Source organism: Vibrio sp. NH-7 (genome assembly GCF_053643215.1).
On sequence record NZ_CM132187.1, the window covers coordinates 1,575,811 to 1,593,585 of the forward strand.

The window sequence follows — 17,775 nt, forward strand, 5'->3', positions numbered from 1 at the left end:
CTATAGGGTTTCGTAGTAATCACGGATATGTTGCGTTTCGCGATAACCTGTCTTCTTTGACTCTTTATCCACTGCTACCGTCTCCGATGCGTTTGCCACAGTTGCGGTACCTGTAACAACAGCACCCGCTACGGCAGCTGTGGTCAAGCCTTTAAGAAGATCCCTACGGCTTGTGTTTATTTCTTTATTATCTTTCATTTTGCTTCCTTACCTTTACGGTACTTGGAGACTCAGCGTCTCTCTTATCGACGCGAACTCGTTACTGCTGAGCTTGGTCGTACTCAGTGACGTTTTTCACATCAATTTTTAATTGTGTTTTGCTGCTTTTCGTTTTCTCGCTAAAGCGCACTTGCTCTAGCGAAAGGAATGCATCGAGCAATGCGGCAACGTTCAGATAAAAGTCAGCGCTCTTTGCCTCACTAATTTGATTAACGAGTGAGCCAAACCAAGGTGCAATGTGCTTATTGAAAAACGCTTGCTGAAGCGCTTCATCCTCTTGAGTGATCATCGCCATAACTTCACACAATGCCGCAATATGGTCTTCTGGTTCTTTCACCTGCTCTTCACGTTCAAACCCCATCTGGTCAAGATCATTGCGGATCTCTGCCAGTGGTTTTTCCATTAAAGAACCTGTGCGATGCCAAGAAGCAAATGGCACAACTTCTCCACGGCCAATGCCGATAAACAGCTCTTGGTATTCGTCTTCCAGTGCACTAATGTTTGCTTTGGCTGCCGCAGTAGAAATGCCCTGCCACGCTTTTTGCATGTCACTTTGTTCTGATTCCGCCTCGAGTTGACAAAGGAACGCTAGCATCTCTGCTGAAGGTGTATGACGCAGCAGTGCTGAAAGCAGCAAGTAAATCTCTGTACGTAATGTTTGTTGTTCGATACTCACACGCCACTCCTAGTATTTGAGTTGTTGCATCGGGTCTTGAGCCATTGACTCAAACATATCTACCACTCGGCAGTCTTCACACATGGCGATACGGTTGATCGCCGCTTCATCAGTGAAATGAGAGTGACCGCGTAACTTGTTTTGCAGCATGTCAATCATTGATTGCGGTGCGAACGGTTTATGGCAGCGAATACATTCCGCCGCTTTCTCTTCATGCAGAACCACCGCATTCTGACGCGTTTGACTGTCCCAATTCATTCGAGGCGTCAAACTAAGCGCATTCTCAGGGCACGCTTTTTCACATAGCCCACATTGAACACAGTCTTGTTCAACAAATTGAAGAGATGGCGAGGTGCCATCCGTGTGAAGTGCGCGTGTCGGACAAACCGCCACACAGCTCATACACAAGGTGCAGTCTTTGCTTTCGCATGAAACAGAACCAAACGGCGCGTTGGCTGGAAGATCCACGACATTTTCAACAGGGATACGCGCTTTAGCGAGTGCATCAAGCGCCGTAAATAAACGAGCGCGTTTATTGCCTTCAAGATCGCCCAACGCTAAGTCAAACGAATCCGTGCAAAGTGTTGGTTGACCTTCGCGTAGAGATTCCAAATACAAAATATCGATAGTCTCTTTCGCGATCCCGAGCTGACTTAATAACTCTTGAGCAATAGAGACTTCATTATTGAGCACTCGAATGATGGTCGGTGGCATAAAGCGACTTGCCGCAAAAAGAACCTGCGTGGCCCCATTCACCAATGCCGATAACCAACTGTCTATTCCCACGGAAGGCAACTCTTCTACAACGATTGGAACAACGTTATCTGGGAGGGCTTTCAATGCCATGACGTTGTACTGTTCATGACGAGAACTGCAGATTAGGACAATGGGGTCGACACCACCGGCTTGTTCGTAGTTCGCCAAGGTGCGCTCAACGAATTTTTGTGTCTCTTGCGGATTCGGCAGTGCATAGTGAATCGCTTCTGTCGGGCAAGCAGTCGCACATGTTCCTACGCCTTGACACAAATACGGGTTAATCTCGATGCGGTGACCCGTCTTATCTGAACCTTCACTCGATAACGCCCCCGCAGGACAAGCGTCGACACAGCGCTCACATCCTTTAACACCGCGTGAACTGTGTGCACACAAATCAGTATCTAGGCGAAAATACTTAGGCTTATCAAAGGTGCCCATCAAGGTTGGAATCTCTTCTAACGCTTCCGCCAATTTTGGATAGCCACGTCCAACTGGGTAATAACCAGGAACCGGCACTTCCTCTTTCATGCAGCTTTCAAGACACAGATCGAGCACGATATCAAAGCAGTCATGATTGATAGCGACTTTCGCAAGATTGCTCGAAGTGCCTTTGTTTTCGATCACAACGTCAAACGTGCCGAGAAAACCGGAGACTTGAACGCTGTTTGCGAAGTAAAGGTTAGCGTGTTGACCCATTTCCCCATCAGTGGAGAGAAGTGTCAGGCTTTTCATTTGAGCCAGCTGCTCAGCCGCGCTTTCGATAATCGCCGTAGGGCCAACGATCAAAGTGTGACCACCGCTTTCATAGCTGACTGTAGGTGGAATGAGATTCGTCAGTTCAACGGTATTGTCGAAGGCATATAAACGTGCCTTTCCGTTGGTTGACGTTGATTCTTGTAGTAGTTGTTTAAGCATTGCTCACTTCCAGTTCTATTCCAGTAAGAACATGAATATTCACTCTGCTCAGTGATAGCAATTGCTGTACCAACTTTTTAATACAAATTTATCAATAACTTAGAAGAAAATGCAGTGAGATAACGAGAAATGAAAAGCGGGCGAGACAAAATGTCCCACCCGCTTTAGTTAGTATTTAGTCAAAATGTACCTATTGTTTGTGTGGTATATTTTGTCCCACCTGTTCACTGCCATCATCTAAGGTCGAGTCCTCGCCTTCGGGGTTAATGGCGTATTGTGAGTCCGCAGCCAATTTGGCATCGGCTGGCTCAGTCGAGGGTTCATGGTCACCAGCGGAAGAGTGTGACTCCATGTCTTTGTCTTCGCTTTCATCATTGACCCAATCTCTAAGTTTACTGGCGACCTCACTCGACAGTGACTTAACCGATTGATAATCATGATCATAGTCATTGAGGCGGTCTACTTCACTAAACTCACCGGATAAAAACAACTTCCGAAGTGCGGCTTTCTTAACGCTACTCTCTACTTGTGACGCAAGCAGTGTCGCCACGCTCTGATCATCACTGCCATCAGAAAGATGTTGAGCGTCATCCGTTGGAGTCTCATGCGGCTTTTCGACATGGTTTTCAGCCTCACTGACTCGCGCTGATTCGTTGGTTTCTACGCTTTCTTCTGCCTTATCGGAACCGACATCCAGTTTGCGTTGAGACCAACGACTTAGAAAATTAGTTGCCACTAGCGCGCCCTGCTCCCTTACGTTTCTTTCTTCTTTGCTCGAGCAGTTCGCCATGTCGACCAATATAGGCTTCCATCCATGCTTGTACCGGAAGTGGCATCTCTTTAGAAAGGACGAGATAATCTCCATCCATATATTGCCCAGCAACGCTTTGAGAAGCGGTCAGCGCGACGATATTAGGCTCGTCGTCATTATCAACCGAATCAAGTACAAGAAAGAGTTTAGGCTGCTGGGAGCTAAGATTGAAACGATAGTCGGTTCTCTCGTCTCGATGAAGCTGAAGAAGCGCCACGTTTTGGCTAGCGTCACTAGGTGCGAGTTCAAAACCCGATAGCTGCCATTGCGTGGTTACCCAGATACCTGTAGAGATCTCATGAGAAATAAGCTCACATTGTATCGGCCATAACTCTTCTGTTTTTGTTAATGTGGCTTGAGTCGACGGTTGTTTTGACATTGTTTACCTACCCCGAGTTGTTGTTACTTTTGTCACAAGCAATATTTGTACCTACGCTGATTAAAAATGTAGTTCGATATCTTGTGGTAAGGTAATGGACAAGTTCAAAAACACGACACAGACAAACTTGGGAATGTTATTTGCAAGTAAGCTGTTTCAATAATAATAACCAACGTTATCAATAGGACCTCATGTGGTGAAAGCGAACATTATTAAAACCAGTGAAAATCCCCTACAAACCATCGAAGTAGAAGTGTTCGACGAGTATGGCGAAAAGCTTACCAAGCAAATTGCCTGTGAACGTCCTTTGACTGTGATGCTCAACTGGAAAGAAGTGGTCACGCTCATGACGTTGGGCTCTCGACCTGAATCGCTCGTCCTTGGCTATCTTAAGAACCAGAGCTTTATCTCTGATCCTGATGCGTTAGAGTCAGTGATTATTGATTGGGAAACGCACACAGCCGCGGTTGTAACGAAAGAAGATACAAAAGAAGTAGAAGGCGCACTTAAAAAGAAAACCGTCACCTCTGGCTGCGGTCAAGGGACCATGTATGGCAACGTCATGAAGCAACTTGAAAACTACCAAGTGCCGCAAATCAAAATCAAGCAGTCCGATATCTACTCCGCGCTTGAGGTGTTAACCCATTACAACGACACCTACAAAAAAGCTGGTGCAGTCCATGGTTGTGCGGTATGCAAATCTGATGAAGTTCTGTCATTTGTCGAGGATGTTGGTCGCCACAATGCTGTTGATACACTCGCTGGAGAAATGTGGCTCAACCAAGAGATTGGTGACGACAAAATCTTCTACACAACAGGACGACTCACCTCAGAAATGGTGATCAAAGTTGCCCAAATGGGAATTCCTATTTTGCTCTCCCGCTCGGGTGTTACGCAAATGGGACTCGACTTGGCGAAAAAATTTGGCATTACCACCATTGCACGTGCAAAAGGTTTGAGGTTTCAAGTCTTTACTGGAGCAGAAAAGATAGAATTTGATGTAAAAGGAAATCAATAACCTTTGACCTAGCTTGCAAACCATCCCCTTTAAGCTATTAGTTGTATAACCACTGAAACAAAAATGTAACAAAAATTTCATCATCAGTGGTTGTGCAACGTCATTGGTCTAATAAGGGGAGGTGTCCATGGTTGGTACACCGAAACGTCAGGGCTTTACGCTCTCGCTGTCGATCAGAACAAAACTGGTCTTAATTAATCTGACTCTACTTGTAGGTGTTGTTGTCTACGCCTACTACGAACAAAAAAGTTTGGCTGACCTCGCCTCACTGGAACGGGCAGCCAGTGACAACTTGAGTAGCTCTGTGGATTTGCTCATGCTTCGTCGACACGAGAAAGATTTTCTTGCTCGTAAAGACAGCAAATATGTCACTCGGTTTGATTCAACATTTGAACAACTATCTCGCCGTATCTCCGCTCTCCAAACGTCGCTAAACGAGCACCAACTCAACCTCAATCAACAAGGCGCACAAATCGTCTCCACGCTAAACCAGTATCAGCGTCAATTTCATCAATTGGCAGAGCAAGTCAATGAGCTTGATGCCCAAAATGGTCAGCAGAGTTTGTCTTTGCAAGTTGCAGGCGACCGAGAGCGCCTGAAAAAGACCGTGTCTACACATGAGGACTTTTTGCTTAAAGTCGCTTTGCTCGAGCTCATTGAGTCTGATTTGAGTTATCTCGCCGCTCCGTCCAGAGAAAGCATTGAAATGGTCAACCAAGCGATGGCGCGTTTTGCTCAGTTTTCACCGATGCCGTCGGATGTTTTTAATGCGTTTGAACAGTACAAAGAAAACTTATTAACCCATATCGACAAGACCGTGGTATTGGGTTTGAGCGCCAATGAAGGATTGCGAGGAGCGCTGAGAGATAACGTCCATACGACAGAGGATGCGATTGCAGGTCTCCAATCTGAAATCAACGCAGCGATTGTCACCAAAAGTGAGGCAATTAAAAGCCAACTTCATTCGATTGGCTTAGGGCTCGTTGTCTTGTTGTCCACACTCCTGTTTTTAATCGGCCGAAGCATTCTGAGCAGAATTAAAGCGATCAATTCACTCATGATGCAAATCGCGAGCGGTAACGGTGATTTAACCGTGAGAATGAATGCGAAAGGCAATGATGAACTGGCGAGTCTGGCCAATTCGTTTGACCTGTTTATTGCCAGCCTTCACGGCCACATCAAAGATCTGGCAGGCGTGATGAATGTTCTTAGCGAAAGTTCGTGTAGCTCCGAATATGCTGCGATTCAAAGCATGAAGAATGCGGAGCAGCAAAAACTGGAATCAGAATCGGTAGCCACAGCGGTTAATGAGCTGGTCATGACCACCAACGAGATTACCGCCAACATTGAATCAGCTGCTCAAAATGCTGAGCGTGTAAAAAGTGAAGCGCAAAACGCCCTCGATATGACTCATAATACTGGTGACCGAATTGATGAATTAGCAGAGAGCATTGAGCAGTCGCAAGCGCAAATCATGGCGCTTGAAGAACAAAGTAGAGAGATTCATCAGGTCGTCTCGACCATTCAAAGCATCGCAGAACAGACTAATTTACTTGCGCTAAACGCCGCGATTGAAGCTGCGCGTGCCGGTGAAAGTGGACGAGGCTTTGCTGTGGTCGCAGATGAAGTTCGCCAATTGTCGGTGATGACCAACGATTCCACCCACCAGATTGAATCAACCATCCAAGGATTAACCAATGGTATCTCGCAAACAGTGTCGAAAATGGCGTCCAGTGCTGAGCAAGCAAGAACCACCAACACCCATACTCATCAAGTGGTGACGGCGATTGAGAGTATCAGCACTCAAATCAGTGAAATGTTTGATATGAATACGCAAATCGCGACTGCCTCTGAAGAGCAGTCCGCTGTCTCTGCGGAAATCGATCGCAATATCACAGAGATTGCTCACCTTGCGGGCAACACCTATCAAATTGTCTCTAGTTCTGTGAAATGCAGTGAACAGGTATCAGGCGTTAGCCACAAGCTCGAAGGAATTGTCGCACAGTTCAAATATTAGAAAGCAGTCTATTTGAAAGTCAGTCGGATACAAAAAGAGCCTCAATCGTGAGGCTCTTTTAGCAATATTTTCAACGAATTATCCGTCAATACCACGCGCCTTTAGGAACTCTGCGTAAGTACCGCGGAAATCGTGAATCTGACCATCTTTGATCTCTAGAATACGGGTTGCCAGTGAGTCAACAAATACACGGTCATGAGAAACGAAGAACAGTGTGCCCTTGTATTGCTCAAGTGCGTTGTTCAGTGATTCGATAGATTCCATATCCATGTGGTTCGTCGGTTCGTCCATCAACAGCATGTTTGGCTTATGCATTTGCAGTTTACCTAGCAGCATACGACCTTGCTCACCACCCGATAGCACTTTTACAGATTTCTTAATGTCATCTTGCGAGAACAGCATACGTCCAAGGAAGCTACGCAGAACTTGCTCGTCGTCGCCCTCTTGACGCCATTGACCCATCCAATCCATCAAGTTCATGTCTTCTTCAAAGTCATGTGCATGGTCTTGAGCGTAGTAGCCAATGTTTGAGTTTTCTGACCACTTGTATTCACCTGTGCGTGGCTCGAGTACGCCCGCCAGTGTATTAAGCAACGTTGTTTTACCCACGCCGTTTTCACCGATGATGGCAACACGTTCGCCCACTTCAAAAATCGCATCAAAGTTGCTGAACAGATCGTCTTCAAAGCCTTGGCTTAGGTTCTCAACAATCAGAGCGTTACGGAACAGCTCTTTAGATTGCTCAAAACGAATGAACGGGTTCTGACGGCTTGATGCCTTAACTTCATCCAATTGAATCTTATCAATCTGTTTCGCACGAGACGTCGCTTGCTTCGCTTTTGATGCGTTTGCCGAGAAACGCGCTACGAAGGTTTGCAGCTCTGCAATTTGCGCTTTCTTCTTCGCGTTGTCAGACAGTAGACGTTCACGAGCTTGAGTTGCTGCCGTCATGTACTCATCGTAGTTACCGTGGTAAACACGCAGTTCACCGTAATCCAAATCGGCCATGTGTGTACACACAGAGTTTAGGAAGTGACGGTCGTGCGAGATGATGATCATTGTACAGTTACGCTGGTTAAGGGTTTCTTCTAGCCAGCGAATAGTGTCCATATCCAAGTTGTTGGTTGGTTCGTCAAGCAGCATGATGTGCGGGTCAGCGAAAAGAACCTGTGCAAGAAGAACACGAAGTTTCCAACCTGGCGCAACCTCGCTCATCAGACCGTAATGTTGCTCTTCTGGAATACCCACCGCTAGCAAGAGCTCGCCGGCTTTCGCGTCCGCCATGTAGCCATCCATCTCAGCGAACTGAACTTCAAGATCCGCAACCAGCATGCCTTCTTCTTCTGTCATTTCTGGCAGAGAGTAAATGCGGTCACGCTCTTTCTTCACTTCCCAAAGCTCTTTGTAGCCCATAATCACCGTATCGATGACAGTGAACTCTTCGTATGCGAACTGATCCTGATTCAGCTTGGCAACGCGCTCATTTGGGTCATAGCTTACGTTACCGCCTGTTGGCTCAAGCTCACCGCTTAGGATCTTCATAAAGGTTGATTTACCACAACCATTTGCACCAATAAGACCGTAGCGGTTACCTTCACCGAATTTTACCGAAATATTCTCAAACAGCGGCTTAGCACCAAATTGCTGCGTAATGTTATTAGTGGAAATCAATGTGTTTACCTTTAAATGATGAAAAACCGCGCCACACTACTGTTTACCGCGAATAACTTCAAGTATTGTTTTAACTTTGTTTCCTGACAGGCAAAGTGTGATTTAGATTCACTTTCCCCAAAGCAAGATGTCAGATAGAAGAAGCGGAGCACTTTGGCTCCGCGTTAGATGTTATAGGTTGGTGATTTTAAAGTCGGTTTCCGCTCGTTGAGGGAGATAGATACTAAAGGTTGTCCCCTTGCCCCATTGTGACTCCACCTTAAGCTCCCCACCCGTTTGGCTAAGAATACTCTGGGAGACAGACAGCCCAAGCCCAGTGCCTTCACGTTTGGTGGTATAGAAAGGTGAGAAAATGCGTTTCAGATTTTCAGGCTTAATTCCGCATCCTTGATCCGTTACGTGGATGATAGCGCCAACACAACGATCGCCTTCCAACCAATCCTCGGTGGTTATCGTCAGTTTGCCCTTTCCATCCATTGCGTGGATGCCGTTCATCTGCAAATTGACCAAGATCTGCAACAGCTGGTGACGATTGACCTCGACAGAGCTTTTGGCATTGAGCTTAGTAACAAACTCAACATCGCGTTTCTTGGTGCCCGTTTTCACCAGTGTAATGCTCTCATCCACAACGGGATTGACATGCTGCCAAGTGATCTCGTCTTGCACGCCACCTTGACGGCTGTATTGAAGCAAACTGCGTGTGATATTACGGATGCGATCAATTTGCGCGTGGATTGCGTCTATCTCTTCTTTTACTCGCTCGGCATCGTCGCCAAGTTCAAATTGAATCAACTCTACGTTGCCCAGTATTACCGCGCTTGGGTTGTTGATCTCATGCGCGATCCCAGCAGTTAACTCACCAAGCGCGGCAAGTTTTTCGTTTACAACCAACTTATCGCGAGTTTGATTTAAGAGTTGAATATGAAGCTCAAGATCTTCGGTTTTTTCCATCAAGCTGGCAGTACGCTCTTCTACCTTGGCTTCAAGCTCAATGGCCGCGGCTTTCAATTCGTTTTTCCGCTGTTTGAGCAAATCAAGCATGTTGTCAAATTGGCGAGCAAGTTGGGCGAGTTCATGGTTTTCGTCTAAACCCAAGGTGCCAATTCGGGTCTCTTTACCCATCTGAATCATTTTGACTACGCGATGAATATGCTCAATCGGGTTAAACAAATCTCGTGAACCACGGTAAACAATCAGACCAGATACCAACAGCAACAGCAGTGTCGTTACCGAGATTTCAGCGATGTTGGTCATGTACGCTTTGACAAACGGCCACAGCAAATAACCGGTGTAGAGCATTCCGATAACATTGTCATATTGGTCGCGTATCGGTTGGTATGCGGTGATGTACCAAGCATCATACACAAATGCGCGGTTGACCCACTCTCTACCTTCATGCAATACGGCGCGATTGACCTCTGAAGAAACGCGCGTACCAATGGCGCGTCCGACTCGATCATTGCTATCCAGGGGCACATTGGTACTGACACGGAGATCATCAAGAAAGACAGTTAAGGTCCCCACTGGTCTCAAGCTGTCATGTTTAGACGGATAGATAAGATCGCGAATTTGATCGACCAACACCGTGCTGTTGTTGAGCAGCAATCCCCCATCTAAAAAACCGATGATATTGTTTTTTTGATCGTAGATAGGGACGACAGTGCGGCTCACCAGCCCGCGCCTTTCAAGTTTTTGGCTGTTTAAAATCGGGATTTGCGCCCGCTTAACGAGTTCTTTATCAAGTTCATCCAGCTCATGCTCATCTAACACATCAAAAAAAGACTCTTTAAGCGTTAAATCTAGGAAGCGAAACTTGTCTTCTGGTCTCTCTACTCGGTGAAAACGGAGGAAGTCGAGATTGTAGCGATGCTTTTGCTCTGAAACCCAACCGCTAAAGTCATCAAACTCACTTTGATTGTTGATCGCGTAAACAAAATCGAATGATTCAGAAAACGCCTTAACGTGATTGGCTTGCTTCTCTTGAATTAACTCGATGCTATTATCGGCAACACCCAAGCGTTCAGAAACATCAAGCAGCGCGCTTTGCCATGTGTAATGAATCGACCAATAGATGGTGATCCCTATTAAGGCAACCAAGGTCAAAAATATCGGTGCAGACGTCAGAATCATCAAACGATAGCGCACCATGGTTTTGAAGCGATAGCGCCACTTTGTCCACAAGTTGCCGTTATTCGGCATAATTAGACTCCTCCGCATCCCACTCTTTGTATTTGCGCTCTAGTGTCTTGCGCGCTACGCCGAGTTCTCTTGCAGCGGCCGATTTGTTACCGTCATGCAAGTCAACTAATTGCTGGATATGCGCTTTCTCCACTTCTTTCAAGGTCCAACTGCTCGGATAGCCTTGAACATCATTGGCTTGCGGTAAGTCAATCATTTCGCAGCCACTTGATACCGTCACAGAGACATTTTGCTGTGGTGGTACGCCATTTACCTCACGCCAGTAATGAGCAGGAGGCTTACCAAGCAAGATACATCGTTCAATCAAGTTTTTTAGCTCACGGATGTTACCGGGCCAGTCGTAGTCATTCATGGCAATAATGTCTTCATGAGCCCACTTAGGATCCGTAACGCCTAGCTCGGCAGACAGCATTCGAGTGAAGAATGGTACCAACTCGATTAAGTCCGCTTTTCGGTCTCTCAGTGGAGCAACGTCAACCTTCAATACGTTGAGTCGGTAGAATAAGTCGCGACGAAAGTTTCCTTTGTCGACTTCTTCTTGTAGGTTTCGGTTCGTCGCAGCAACCACACGAACATCAATTGTGATCTCTTTCTCGCTACCTACCGGACGAATAGTGCGTTGCTCTAATACGCGTAACAATGCCGACTGCATAGAGAGTGGCATTTCCCCGATTTCGTCCAAAAATAGTGTGCCACCGCTGGCAACGCGGAACATGCCTTCACGGTTTTTCTTTGCTCCCGTAAACGCGCCGGAAGTATGGCCGAACAGTTCACTTTCGAGAAGCTCTGGGGCGATTGCCCCACAGTTAATAGGCACAAAGGGCCCTTTACGTTGGCTTGCTTCATGCACACCTCGCGCCACCAGCTCTTTGCCCGTTCCTGACTCTCCTTCGATTAGTACAGAAGCTCGAGACGGAGCAAACTGGCTGATCAACTGTTTAAGTTGTTTGGTGCGCTCTGACCCACCAACAATTTCTGTTTTAATATGGCGCTTAAAGTCGTGGCTTAGCGCGTACTGGTGTCGCTCAGCCAAGCGTTTATCCATACAGCGCTGGACGGCTTGCAGCATTTGTTCAAGGTTAAACGGCTTCAAGATAAAGTCTGAAGCCCCCAATTTAAGCGCTGAAATCGCGGTTTCTAGATCGGCGTAGCCTGTCATAAAGATAACGTCTGCCTTGCGATCTTCATCCGTGAACGCCTCTTTCCATTCTATCCCCGAGCGCCCCGGCAAATTGATGTCCAATATGATCAAATCATAATGATTGGCGACCCGCATTGTCTCAGCTTGTTCAATAGAGCCAGCGGTATCGACACGAGAAAACCATTTGCTGAGCGCCTTATTCAATATGGCCTGCATACCGGTTTCATCATCCACCACTAATACGGAAAAGGCCTGATATTGGGAGGTTTTATTGGGATCAAACGTTGGGGACATAATGACTCGTTCAATTAAATAGAGGTTGGGACAGAGTGTACCAAGGTTTAGGCCAAGGGAATAAACTAATCTGCGACATTTTGTCTCACATCAAATTTTGCATTGATAAATCATTGATATTTCGTGATTTATATCATCCCAATTATTGGCATTAAGATTGCTTTAAATGCGTGTCTATCGATAAAGTAGAGACCGCTACGTTATCTCAACTTAGAAGATTATTTTGGCAAGTCAATACCATCACATGGAATGATAATATAATGAAAACAATGACTTTAACTCTTGCAACAGCGTCCTTGGCCCTCGTTAGCTATTCAGCGTCATCGGCAGATGAACAGCCTCACGTCCGTTTAGCGACTACCACAAGCACCTACCACTCTGGCTTACTCGACTACCTACTTCCTGAATTCGAAAAAGATACAGGCTACAAAGTTGATGTGATTGCCGCGGGCACCGGTAAATCCCTAAAAATGGGCGAGAACGGCGATGTGGATTTGGTGATGACTCACGCACCAAAAGCAGAAGCGAATTTTGTTGAAAAAGGTTACGGTGTCTTACCACGTAAACTGATGTATAACGATTTCGTTATCGTTGGCCCAGAAAAAGATCCTGCGAAGATCGCTGAATCAGCAGACGTTGCTCAAGCATTCAAAAAGATCGCCAACATGAACATGACGTTTGTCTCACGCGGCGACGATTCTGGCACTCACAAAAAAGAGAAAGGCATTTGGCAGCAAAGCGAGATTGAACCAAACTTTGGCGGCTACCGAAGCGTGGGCCAAGGCATGGGGCCAACACTCAACATGGCGAATGAGATGCAAGGCTACACCATGACCGACCGCGGTACTTGGCTTGCGTACAACAATAAGCTCGATCTTAAAATTCTGTTCCAAGGTGACAAAAACCTATTTAACCCTTACCAAGTGATTTTGGTTAACCCTGAGCGCTACCCAACCATCAACTACCAAGGCGCGAAAGTATTCAGTGACTGGCTTGTAAATCCTAAAGGCCAGCAATTGATCAACGAGTTCAAGTTGAGCGGTAAGCAGTTGTTTGTCGCGAACGCGAACGAGAAATAACCTCTATGAGCCTTTGGCAAACTACCCTTGATGCCCTTGCCTTGTTGGTGAGTTTGGATCGAGAACTATGGGAGATCGTTGCGGTCTCCTTTAGTGTTTCTCTGACTGCGATTTCTTTGGTGCTTTTACCTGCGATCCTGTTCTCCTTTATTCTGGCGTATACAGAGTTTCGCGGGAAATGGTTGTTCTTATCGCTGGTCAATACTCTGCAAGCCATACCGACTGTAGTGATTGGTCTGCTGCTTTATATCCTACTCTCCCGCTCAGGTCCTATGGGAGATTGGCAAATGCTCTTCACTCAAAAGGCGATGATCGTTGGTCAAATGCTGATTGGCTTTCCGGTTTTAGTCTCAATGATGCACGGCGCACTGCAATCGAGTGATCGCCGCGCCATTGAAACTGCGATTACCCTCGGCGCTTCGCCAACTCGCATCGCCGCCACTATGATTTGGGAAACTCGATTTCCTTTGATGGCGGCAACCATTGCAGCTTTTTCAAGAATTGTGACCGAAGTGGGCTGCTCAACCATGGTCGGAGGCAATATCATGGGACTCACCCGTAATATTCCGACCGCCATCGCGATGGAAAGCCACAAAGGCGCATTTGCTCAAGGTGTTGCGCTAGGAATGGTGTTACTGGCACTGGCACTCGCGTTAAACTTCGCTCTTACCTCGATGCGTGGTAAAGGGTACCTAAGAACATAAGGACGCTGTATGACAATAAAAATCAATGCGCAGCAACTGTCCATGCGATACAAAGAGCGTGTGCTTTTTCATATCCCTCATCTTTCTATTGGCCCCAATGACGCGATCTATTTAAAAGGTGACAATGGCGTAGGCAAAACCACCCTACTAAAGATTTTGTCTGGTTTAATTAAACCAACCACAGGCTCGGTCAATGCGCCCAATGATCATTGGATTCACCGATTGTTTAGTCGCACCGGTCGTAAAGATGTTATCTATCTCCATCAATCTCCCTACCTTTTTGATGGCACTGTTTACCAAAACGTCGCTTACGGCATTCGTTTTCACAAAGAGTCGCAGAAAGATAAGCGAGCTCAAGTCATCACTGCATTAAGAATGGTAGGCTTGGAAACACTCGCTCATGAACACATCTCGGTGTTGTCTGGCGGTGAAAAACAGCGTGTGGCAATGGCACGAGCTTGGATCCTCAAGCCCTCAATCCTTCTAATGGATGAACCCAGTGCTTCATTGGATCAAGAGTCGATCGAACGCTTGGTTGTGATGGCGAAAGATTTACTTCAACGAGGGTCAAGTATCGTCGTCACTAGCCACCAAAAAAACGCGCTAACGGATTTATGTCGCAAGCAATGGTGGATAAAAGACACAACTTTGATAGAGTCTCCGCTGTTACAAGTGATTACTGATGCAAAACAAGAGAACAGCTATGCTTCTTCCAACGCAAACTAGTTGGGTTATTTTGGCTGGTGGTCAAGCCAGCCGTATGGGCGGAAAAGACAAAGGTTTAATAGAGTTAAACCATAAACCGCTGATACAACATGTTATTGAGCGACTCTCTCCTCAAACTCCAAATATATTGATCAACGCCAATCGTAACCATGATGCCTACGCTCAGTTTGGACAGGTGTTTAGTGACCAATTTGCCCATTTTCCTGGCCCAATGGGTGGGATTCACGCAGGGTTGGTTCACGCAACAACCGACTGGGTTGGATTTGTGCCTTGTGACAGCCCTCAAATCAACCACGATTTGGTCGAACGATTCTGCCGAGCGGCGAACAAAGATACCGACATCCTGGTCGCTCACGACGGTGAGTTTAAACAACCTGTCTTCACGCTCTATCACAAACGTGTGCTTCCTAAGCTCACCGCATTTCTAGAACGCGGCGACAGAAAAATCATCTTGCTTTACAAAGAATGTAATACCGCTTACGTCGATTTTAGTGATTCTCCCGATTGCTTCGTTAACTTAAACACTCCGGAAGAACTGGCTCAATTTGGAACGCTATCCGCATGATTAAATCTCTCCCAATTCCGATTCTTGGCTTTGCTGCCTACTCTGGCACGGGCAAGACAACGTTACTTGAAGCACTACTGCCTAAATTGACTGATGCAGGTTTACGCATCGGCATGTTGAAGCATGCCCACCACAACTTTGACGTCGATAAGGAAGGCAAAGACAGCTACCGCTTACGAAAAGCTGGTGCATCGCAAATGTTGATTTCCTCCCGAAACCGTTTCGCTCTCATGACCGAAACACCGGAGTCAGAGTCAGAGTTTGATTACCTGCTCAGCCGATTTGATACCGAAAAACTCGACATCATTCTTGTCGAGGGGTGCAAGAACATCGCCTTCCCTAAGATAGAGCTTCATCGTGAAGAAGTGGGAAAACCTTGGCTTTACCCGAACGATAACAACATTATCGCCATTGCTGCCGATGAAGTGGTAGCAGATACATCACTGCCACAAATGTCGATCAACGACCTTGAAGCGATTGCCAAATTTGTCGTCGATTATGCTCGTGCTTCGAAGCAGCCTTCGGCAGCGAAAACCGAATCCGCATGTTGTGACACTCTATCTCCTGCGTTTCTTTCGGTAACACAAGGGCAAGAGAAGATCCTGTCACTGGTCGATACCGTTACCGAGACTCAAACTTGCTCTATTGAACAAAGTTACGGCCGAGTATTGGCAAACGATGTTCAATCACCGGTCAACGTACCTCAATACACTAACTCTGCGATGGATGGTTATGCGATTCGCGGCGACGATTTAGACCGAGACCAATATCACGTGGTGGCGGAAGTCCTTGCAGGTCACGCTTATCCTCATGCTTTGGAAAAAGGCCAAGCGGTAAAAATCATGACGGGCGCACCAACGCCTGAGTTCGCGGACACGGTAGTGATGCGTGAGCAAGCGACCGAAATCGGTGACAATGTCACATTCAATGGTGCATCCATTAAGCGTGGGCAGAATGTTCGTCAAGCAGGGGAAGATCTACCACTCGGCGCCAATGTGTTTGATCAAGGCCAGCGCATCGCGTCAGCAGAGATGGGCATGATCGCCTCTCTCGGATTCGGTGAGTGCTCGGTCTTTCGTAAACTGAAAGTCGCCGTTTTCTCAACGGGTGATGAAGTGCAAGCGCCGGGAAGCAAGCAGCAAGAAAACACCATCTATGACTCAAACCGCTTCACGATTATGGGTCTATTAGAGAAGTTGGGCTGTGACATCATTGACTTTGGCATTTTAGAAGATAATGAAGCGTTAATGATCGACGCCTTGGAAAAGGCAGCCGAGCAGGCAGACGTCGTGATTACTTCAGGCGGCGTCTCTGTTGGCGATGCAGATTACATCAAACTAGCGCTCGATAAGCTTGGACAAATTGACTTTTGGCGAATCAACATGCGACCAGGACGCCCTCTCGCTTTTGGCCACATCAATCAAAAACCATTCTTTGGTCTGCCAGGAAACCCTGTTGCCGTTATGGTCTCATTCATCAACTTTGTTGAACCCGCACTTCGCAAAATGCAGGGGGAACACAATTGGACGCCGCTCAAGGTGAATGCGATGGCTTCTGAAAACCTTCGCTCTCGTCAAGGTCGCACAGAGTTTAGCCGAGGTATTTACCAACTTGACCACTCAGGCCAGCTAACCGTAAGAACCACTGGCAAGCAAGGCTCAGGAATACTGCGTTCTATGAGTGAAGCCAACTGCTTGATTGAGATTTCTCCCTCTGTCGATACAGTGAAAGTCGGTGAAAGCGTGACAATCATCCCGCTTCAAGGCAGAATCTAGCCCCATGAACTTAAGGCCGCTTTGTCGGCCTTAAACTTTTTGACTATTTGAGAGATCTTTATGGCTCGTACCATCCTTTACACCTACAAAGGTGAAGACAAGACCCTGACCTTTTCTTATGAAAAGCACCGCAACATTCATGAAGCCGTCGCTGAAGCAGAAGGGATCGATATTTCTCAGTACCTAAAAATGGAGCAGCAAATCGAGGCGGTTTCCGATACAAAAGCAGTACGAAACTACCGCGACAATCACTTCAGAAAACTCGGTTTTGAAAAGCTAACACTGCAACAAAAAGAAAACCTTGGGGTCGGCAAGAAAACCAAGTAAGCGTTAACATATTTGAAAGCAGAGCCGTGCGCTCTGCTTTATAACGATTTTTCCATACGATAGTTGATTAAAACCTGCCCCTCTTTTTCGTTGTGTTGTTCTTTCACCGCGACAAATCCAAAGCGCTCATAAAAGGGCCTCGCCGTGATACTCACGTTTGAATAGAGCTGACGAATCCCCTTATCTTTCGCCGTCTGATGAATCTTCTCCATTAGTTCCGTGCCAACACCCACACCTTGATATTCGCAATGGCAAAAAAAGTGGTCGATCAGTCCATCGGTTTGAAGGTCGGAGTAACCAAGGATCACGCCATCTCTGACACAAACAAAAGGTGACAGCGAGTTCATCTTCTCAGCCCATAATTGCTGAGAGAGATCTTCTTTTGCCCAGACGCGGACTTGATCGTCAGTGTAATCTCGAATGTTCACTTTTCGAATCGTATTGAAGTAGATTTGCCAAAGCTCGTAGGCATCGTCGGGGTGGTAGTTTCGTATCATTTCTTG

The 17,775-nt window shown here is 46.6% G+C and carries 17 protein-coding genes; 8 read left to right on the forward strand and 9 right to left on the reverse strand.

Annotated features, from left to right (window positions below):
* From ACUALS_RS07290 to ACUALS_RS07310, 5 genes are all read right to left on the reverse strand, one after another.
* Positions 1-198 (reverse strand): twin-arginine translocation signal domain-containing protein, encoded by a 198-nt coding sequence (locus ACUALS_RS07290; protein ID WP_005475799.1) that lies wholly within the window; start codon positions 196-198, stop codon positions 1-3.
* Positions 199-259: 61 nt separating this feature from the next.
* Positions 260-895, reverse strand: coding sequence for a TorD/DmsD family molecular chaperone (locus tag ACUALS_RS07295; RefSeq protein WP_454448036.1), 636 nt, complete (start codon positions 893-895; stop codon positions 260-262).
* 9 nt (positions 896-904) lie between these two features.
* Positions 905-2,566, reverse strand: coding sequence for a 4Fe-4S binding protein (locus ACUALS_RS07300; protein ID WP_454448037.1), 1,662 nt, complete (start codon positions 2,564-2,566; stop codon positions 905-907).
* 190 nt (positions 2,567-2,756) lie between these two features.
* Positions 2,757-3,302, reverse strand: coding sequence for a DUF3306 domain-containing protein (locus ACUALS_RS07305; protein ID WP_454448038.1), 546 nt, complete (start codon positions 3,300-3,302; stop codon positions 2,757-2,759).
* Entirely contained in the window at positions 3,292-3,756 is a 465-nt protein-coding gene (locus ACUALS_RS07310; protein WP_038134608.1) for a DUF3305 domain-containing protein, read from the reverse strand. The genes ACUALS_RS07305 and ACUALS_RS07310 overlap by 11 nt, the downstream gene beginning before the upstream one ends.
* 193 nt (positions 3,757-3,949) lie before the next feature.
* Here ACUALS_RS07310 and fdhD point away from each other — a divergent pair, with 193 nt between their 5' ends.
* Both fdhD and ACUALS_RS07320 read left to right on the forward strand, forming a co-directional pair.
* Entirely contained in the window at positions 3,950-4,774 is an 825-nt protein-coding gene (gene fdhD / locus ACUALS_RS07315) for a formate dehydrogenase accessory sulfurtransferase FdhD (RefSeq protein WP_005475816.1), read from the forward strand.
* A gap of 127 nt (positions 4,775-4,901) precedes the next feature.
* On the forward strand, positions 4,902-6,791 hold the full coding sequence (locus ACUALS_RS07320) for a methyl-accepting chemotaxis protein (RefSeq protein ID WP_454448039.1): 1,890 nt from the start codon (positions 4,902-4,904) through the stop codon (positions 6,789-6,791).
* A 78-nt stretch (positions 6,792-6,869) separates the two neighbouring features.
* On the opposite strand, the gene ACUALS_RS07325 is transcribed toward ACUALS_RS07320, so the two are convergent.
* From ACUALS_RS07325 to ACUALS_RS07335, 3 genes are all read right to left on the reverse strand, one after another.
* The gene (locus ACUALS_RS07325) at positions 6,870-8,462 is read right to left on the reverse strand and encodes an ABC-F family ATPase (RefSeq protein WP_005475831.1); all 1,593 of its coding nucleotides are present in this window, start codon (positions 8,460-8,462) and stop codon (positions 6,870-6,872) included.
* 171 nt (positions 8,463-8,633) lie between these two features.
* On the reverse strand, positions 8,634-10,661 hold the full coding sequence (locus ACUALS_RS07330) for a sensor histidine kinase (RefSeq protein ID WP_038186919.1): 2,028 nt from the start codon (positions 10,659-10,661) through the stop codon (positions 8,634-8,636).
* Entirely contained in the window at positions 10,651-12,096 is a 1,446-nt protein-coding gene (locus tag ACUALS_RS07335; RefSeq protein ID WP_454448040.1) for a sigma-54-dependent transcriptional regulator, read from the reverse strand. Before ACUALS_RS07335 ends, ACUALS_RS07330 begins: the two co-directional genes overlap by 11 nt.
* Before the next feature lie 260 nt (positions 12,097-12,356).
* On the opposite strand from ACUALS_RS07335, the gene ACUALS_RS07340 reads away from it, so the two are divergent.
* The 6 genes from ACUALS_RS07340 to ACUALS_RS07365 are packed head-to-tail and all read left to right on the forward strand — an operon-like array spanning position 12,357 to position 17,272.
* Positions 12,357-13,175 (forward strand): substrate-binding domain-containing protein, encoded by an 819-nt coding sequence (locus tag ACUALS_RS07340; protein ID WP_038134597.1) that lies wholly within the window; start codon positions 12,357-12,359, stop codon positions 13,173-13,175.
* Between the two features lie 5 nt (positions 13,176-13,180).
* A complete protein-coding gene (locus ACUALS_RS07345; RefSeq protein WP_038186927.1) occupies positions 13,181-13,879 on the forward strand; it encodes an ABC transporter permease in 699 nt (232 codons plus the stop codon).
* Between the two features lie 9 nt (positions 13,880-13,888).
* The gene (locus ACUALS_RS07350) at positions 13,889-14,605 is read left to right on the forward strand and encodes an energy-coupling factor ABC transporter ATP-binding protein (protein ID WP_454448041.1); all 717 of its coding nucleotides are present in this window, start codon (positions 13,889-13,891) and stop codon (positions 14,603-14,605) included.
* The gene (mobA, locus tag ACUALS_RS07355; protein WP_038211905.1) at positions 14,583-15,170 is read left to right on the forward strand and encodes a molybdenum cofactor guanylyltransferase MobA; all 588 of its coding nucleotides are present in this window, start codon (positions 14,583-14,585) and stop codon (positions 15,168-15,170) included. The genes ACUALS_RS07350 and mobA overlap by 23 nt, the downstream gene beginning before the upstream one ends.
* A complete protein-coding gene (locus ACUALS_RS07360; RefSeq protein WP_454448042.1) occupies positions 15,167-16,945 on the forward strand; it encodes a bifunctional molybdopterin-guanine dinucleotide biosynthesis adaptor protein MobB/molybdopterin molybdotransferase MoeA in 1,779 nt (592 codons plus the stop codon). The genes mobA and ACUALS_RS07360 overlap by 4 nt, the downstream gene beginning before the upstream one ends.
* Before the next feature lie 60 nt (positions 16,946-17,005).
* Positions 17,006-17,272 (forward strand): DUF2960 family protein, encoded by a 267-nt coding sequence (locus ACUALS_RS07365; protein ID WP_005475809.1) that lies wholly within the window; start codon positions 17,006-17,008, stop codon positions 17,270-17,272.
* Between the two features lie 38 nt (positions 17,273-17,310).
* Here the strand turns inward: ACUALS_RS07365 and ACUALS_RS07370 are convergent, their stop codons facing one another.
* A complete protein-coding gene (locus tag ACUALS_RS07370; RefSeq protein ID WP_454448043.1) occupies positions 17,311-17,769 on the reverse strand; it encodes a GNAT family N-acetyltransferase in 459 nt (152 codons plus the stop codon).
* Positions 17,770-17,775: the final 6 nt, after the last annotated feature.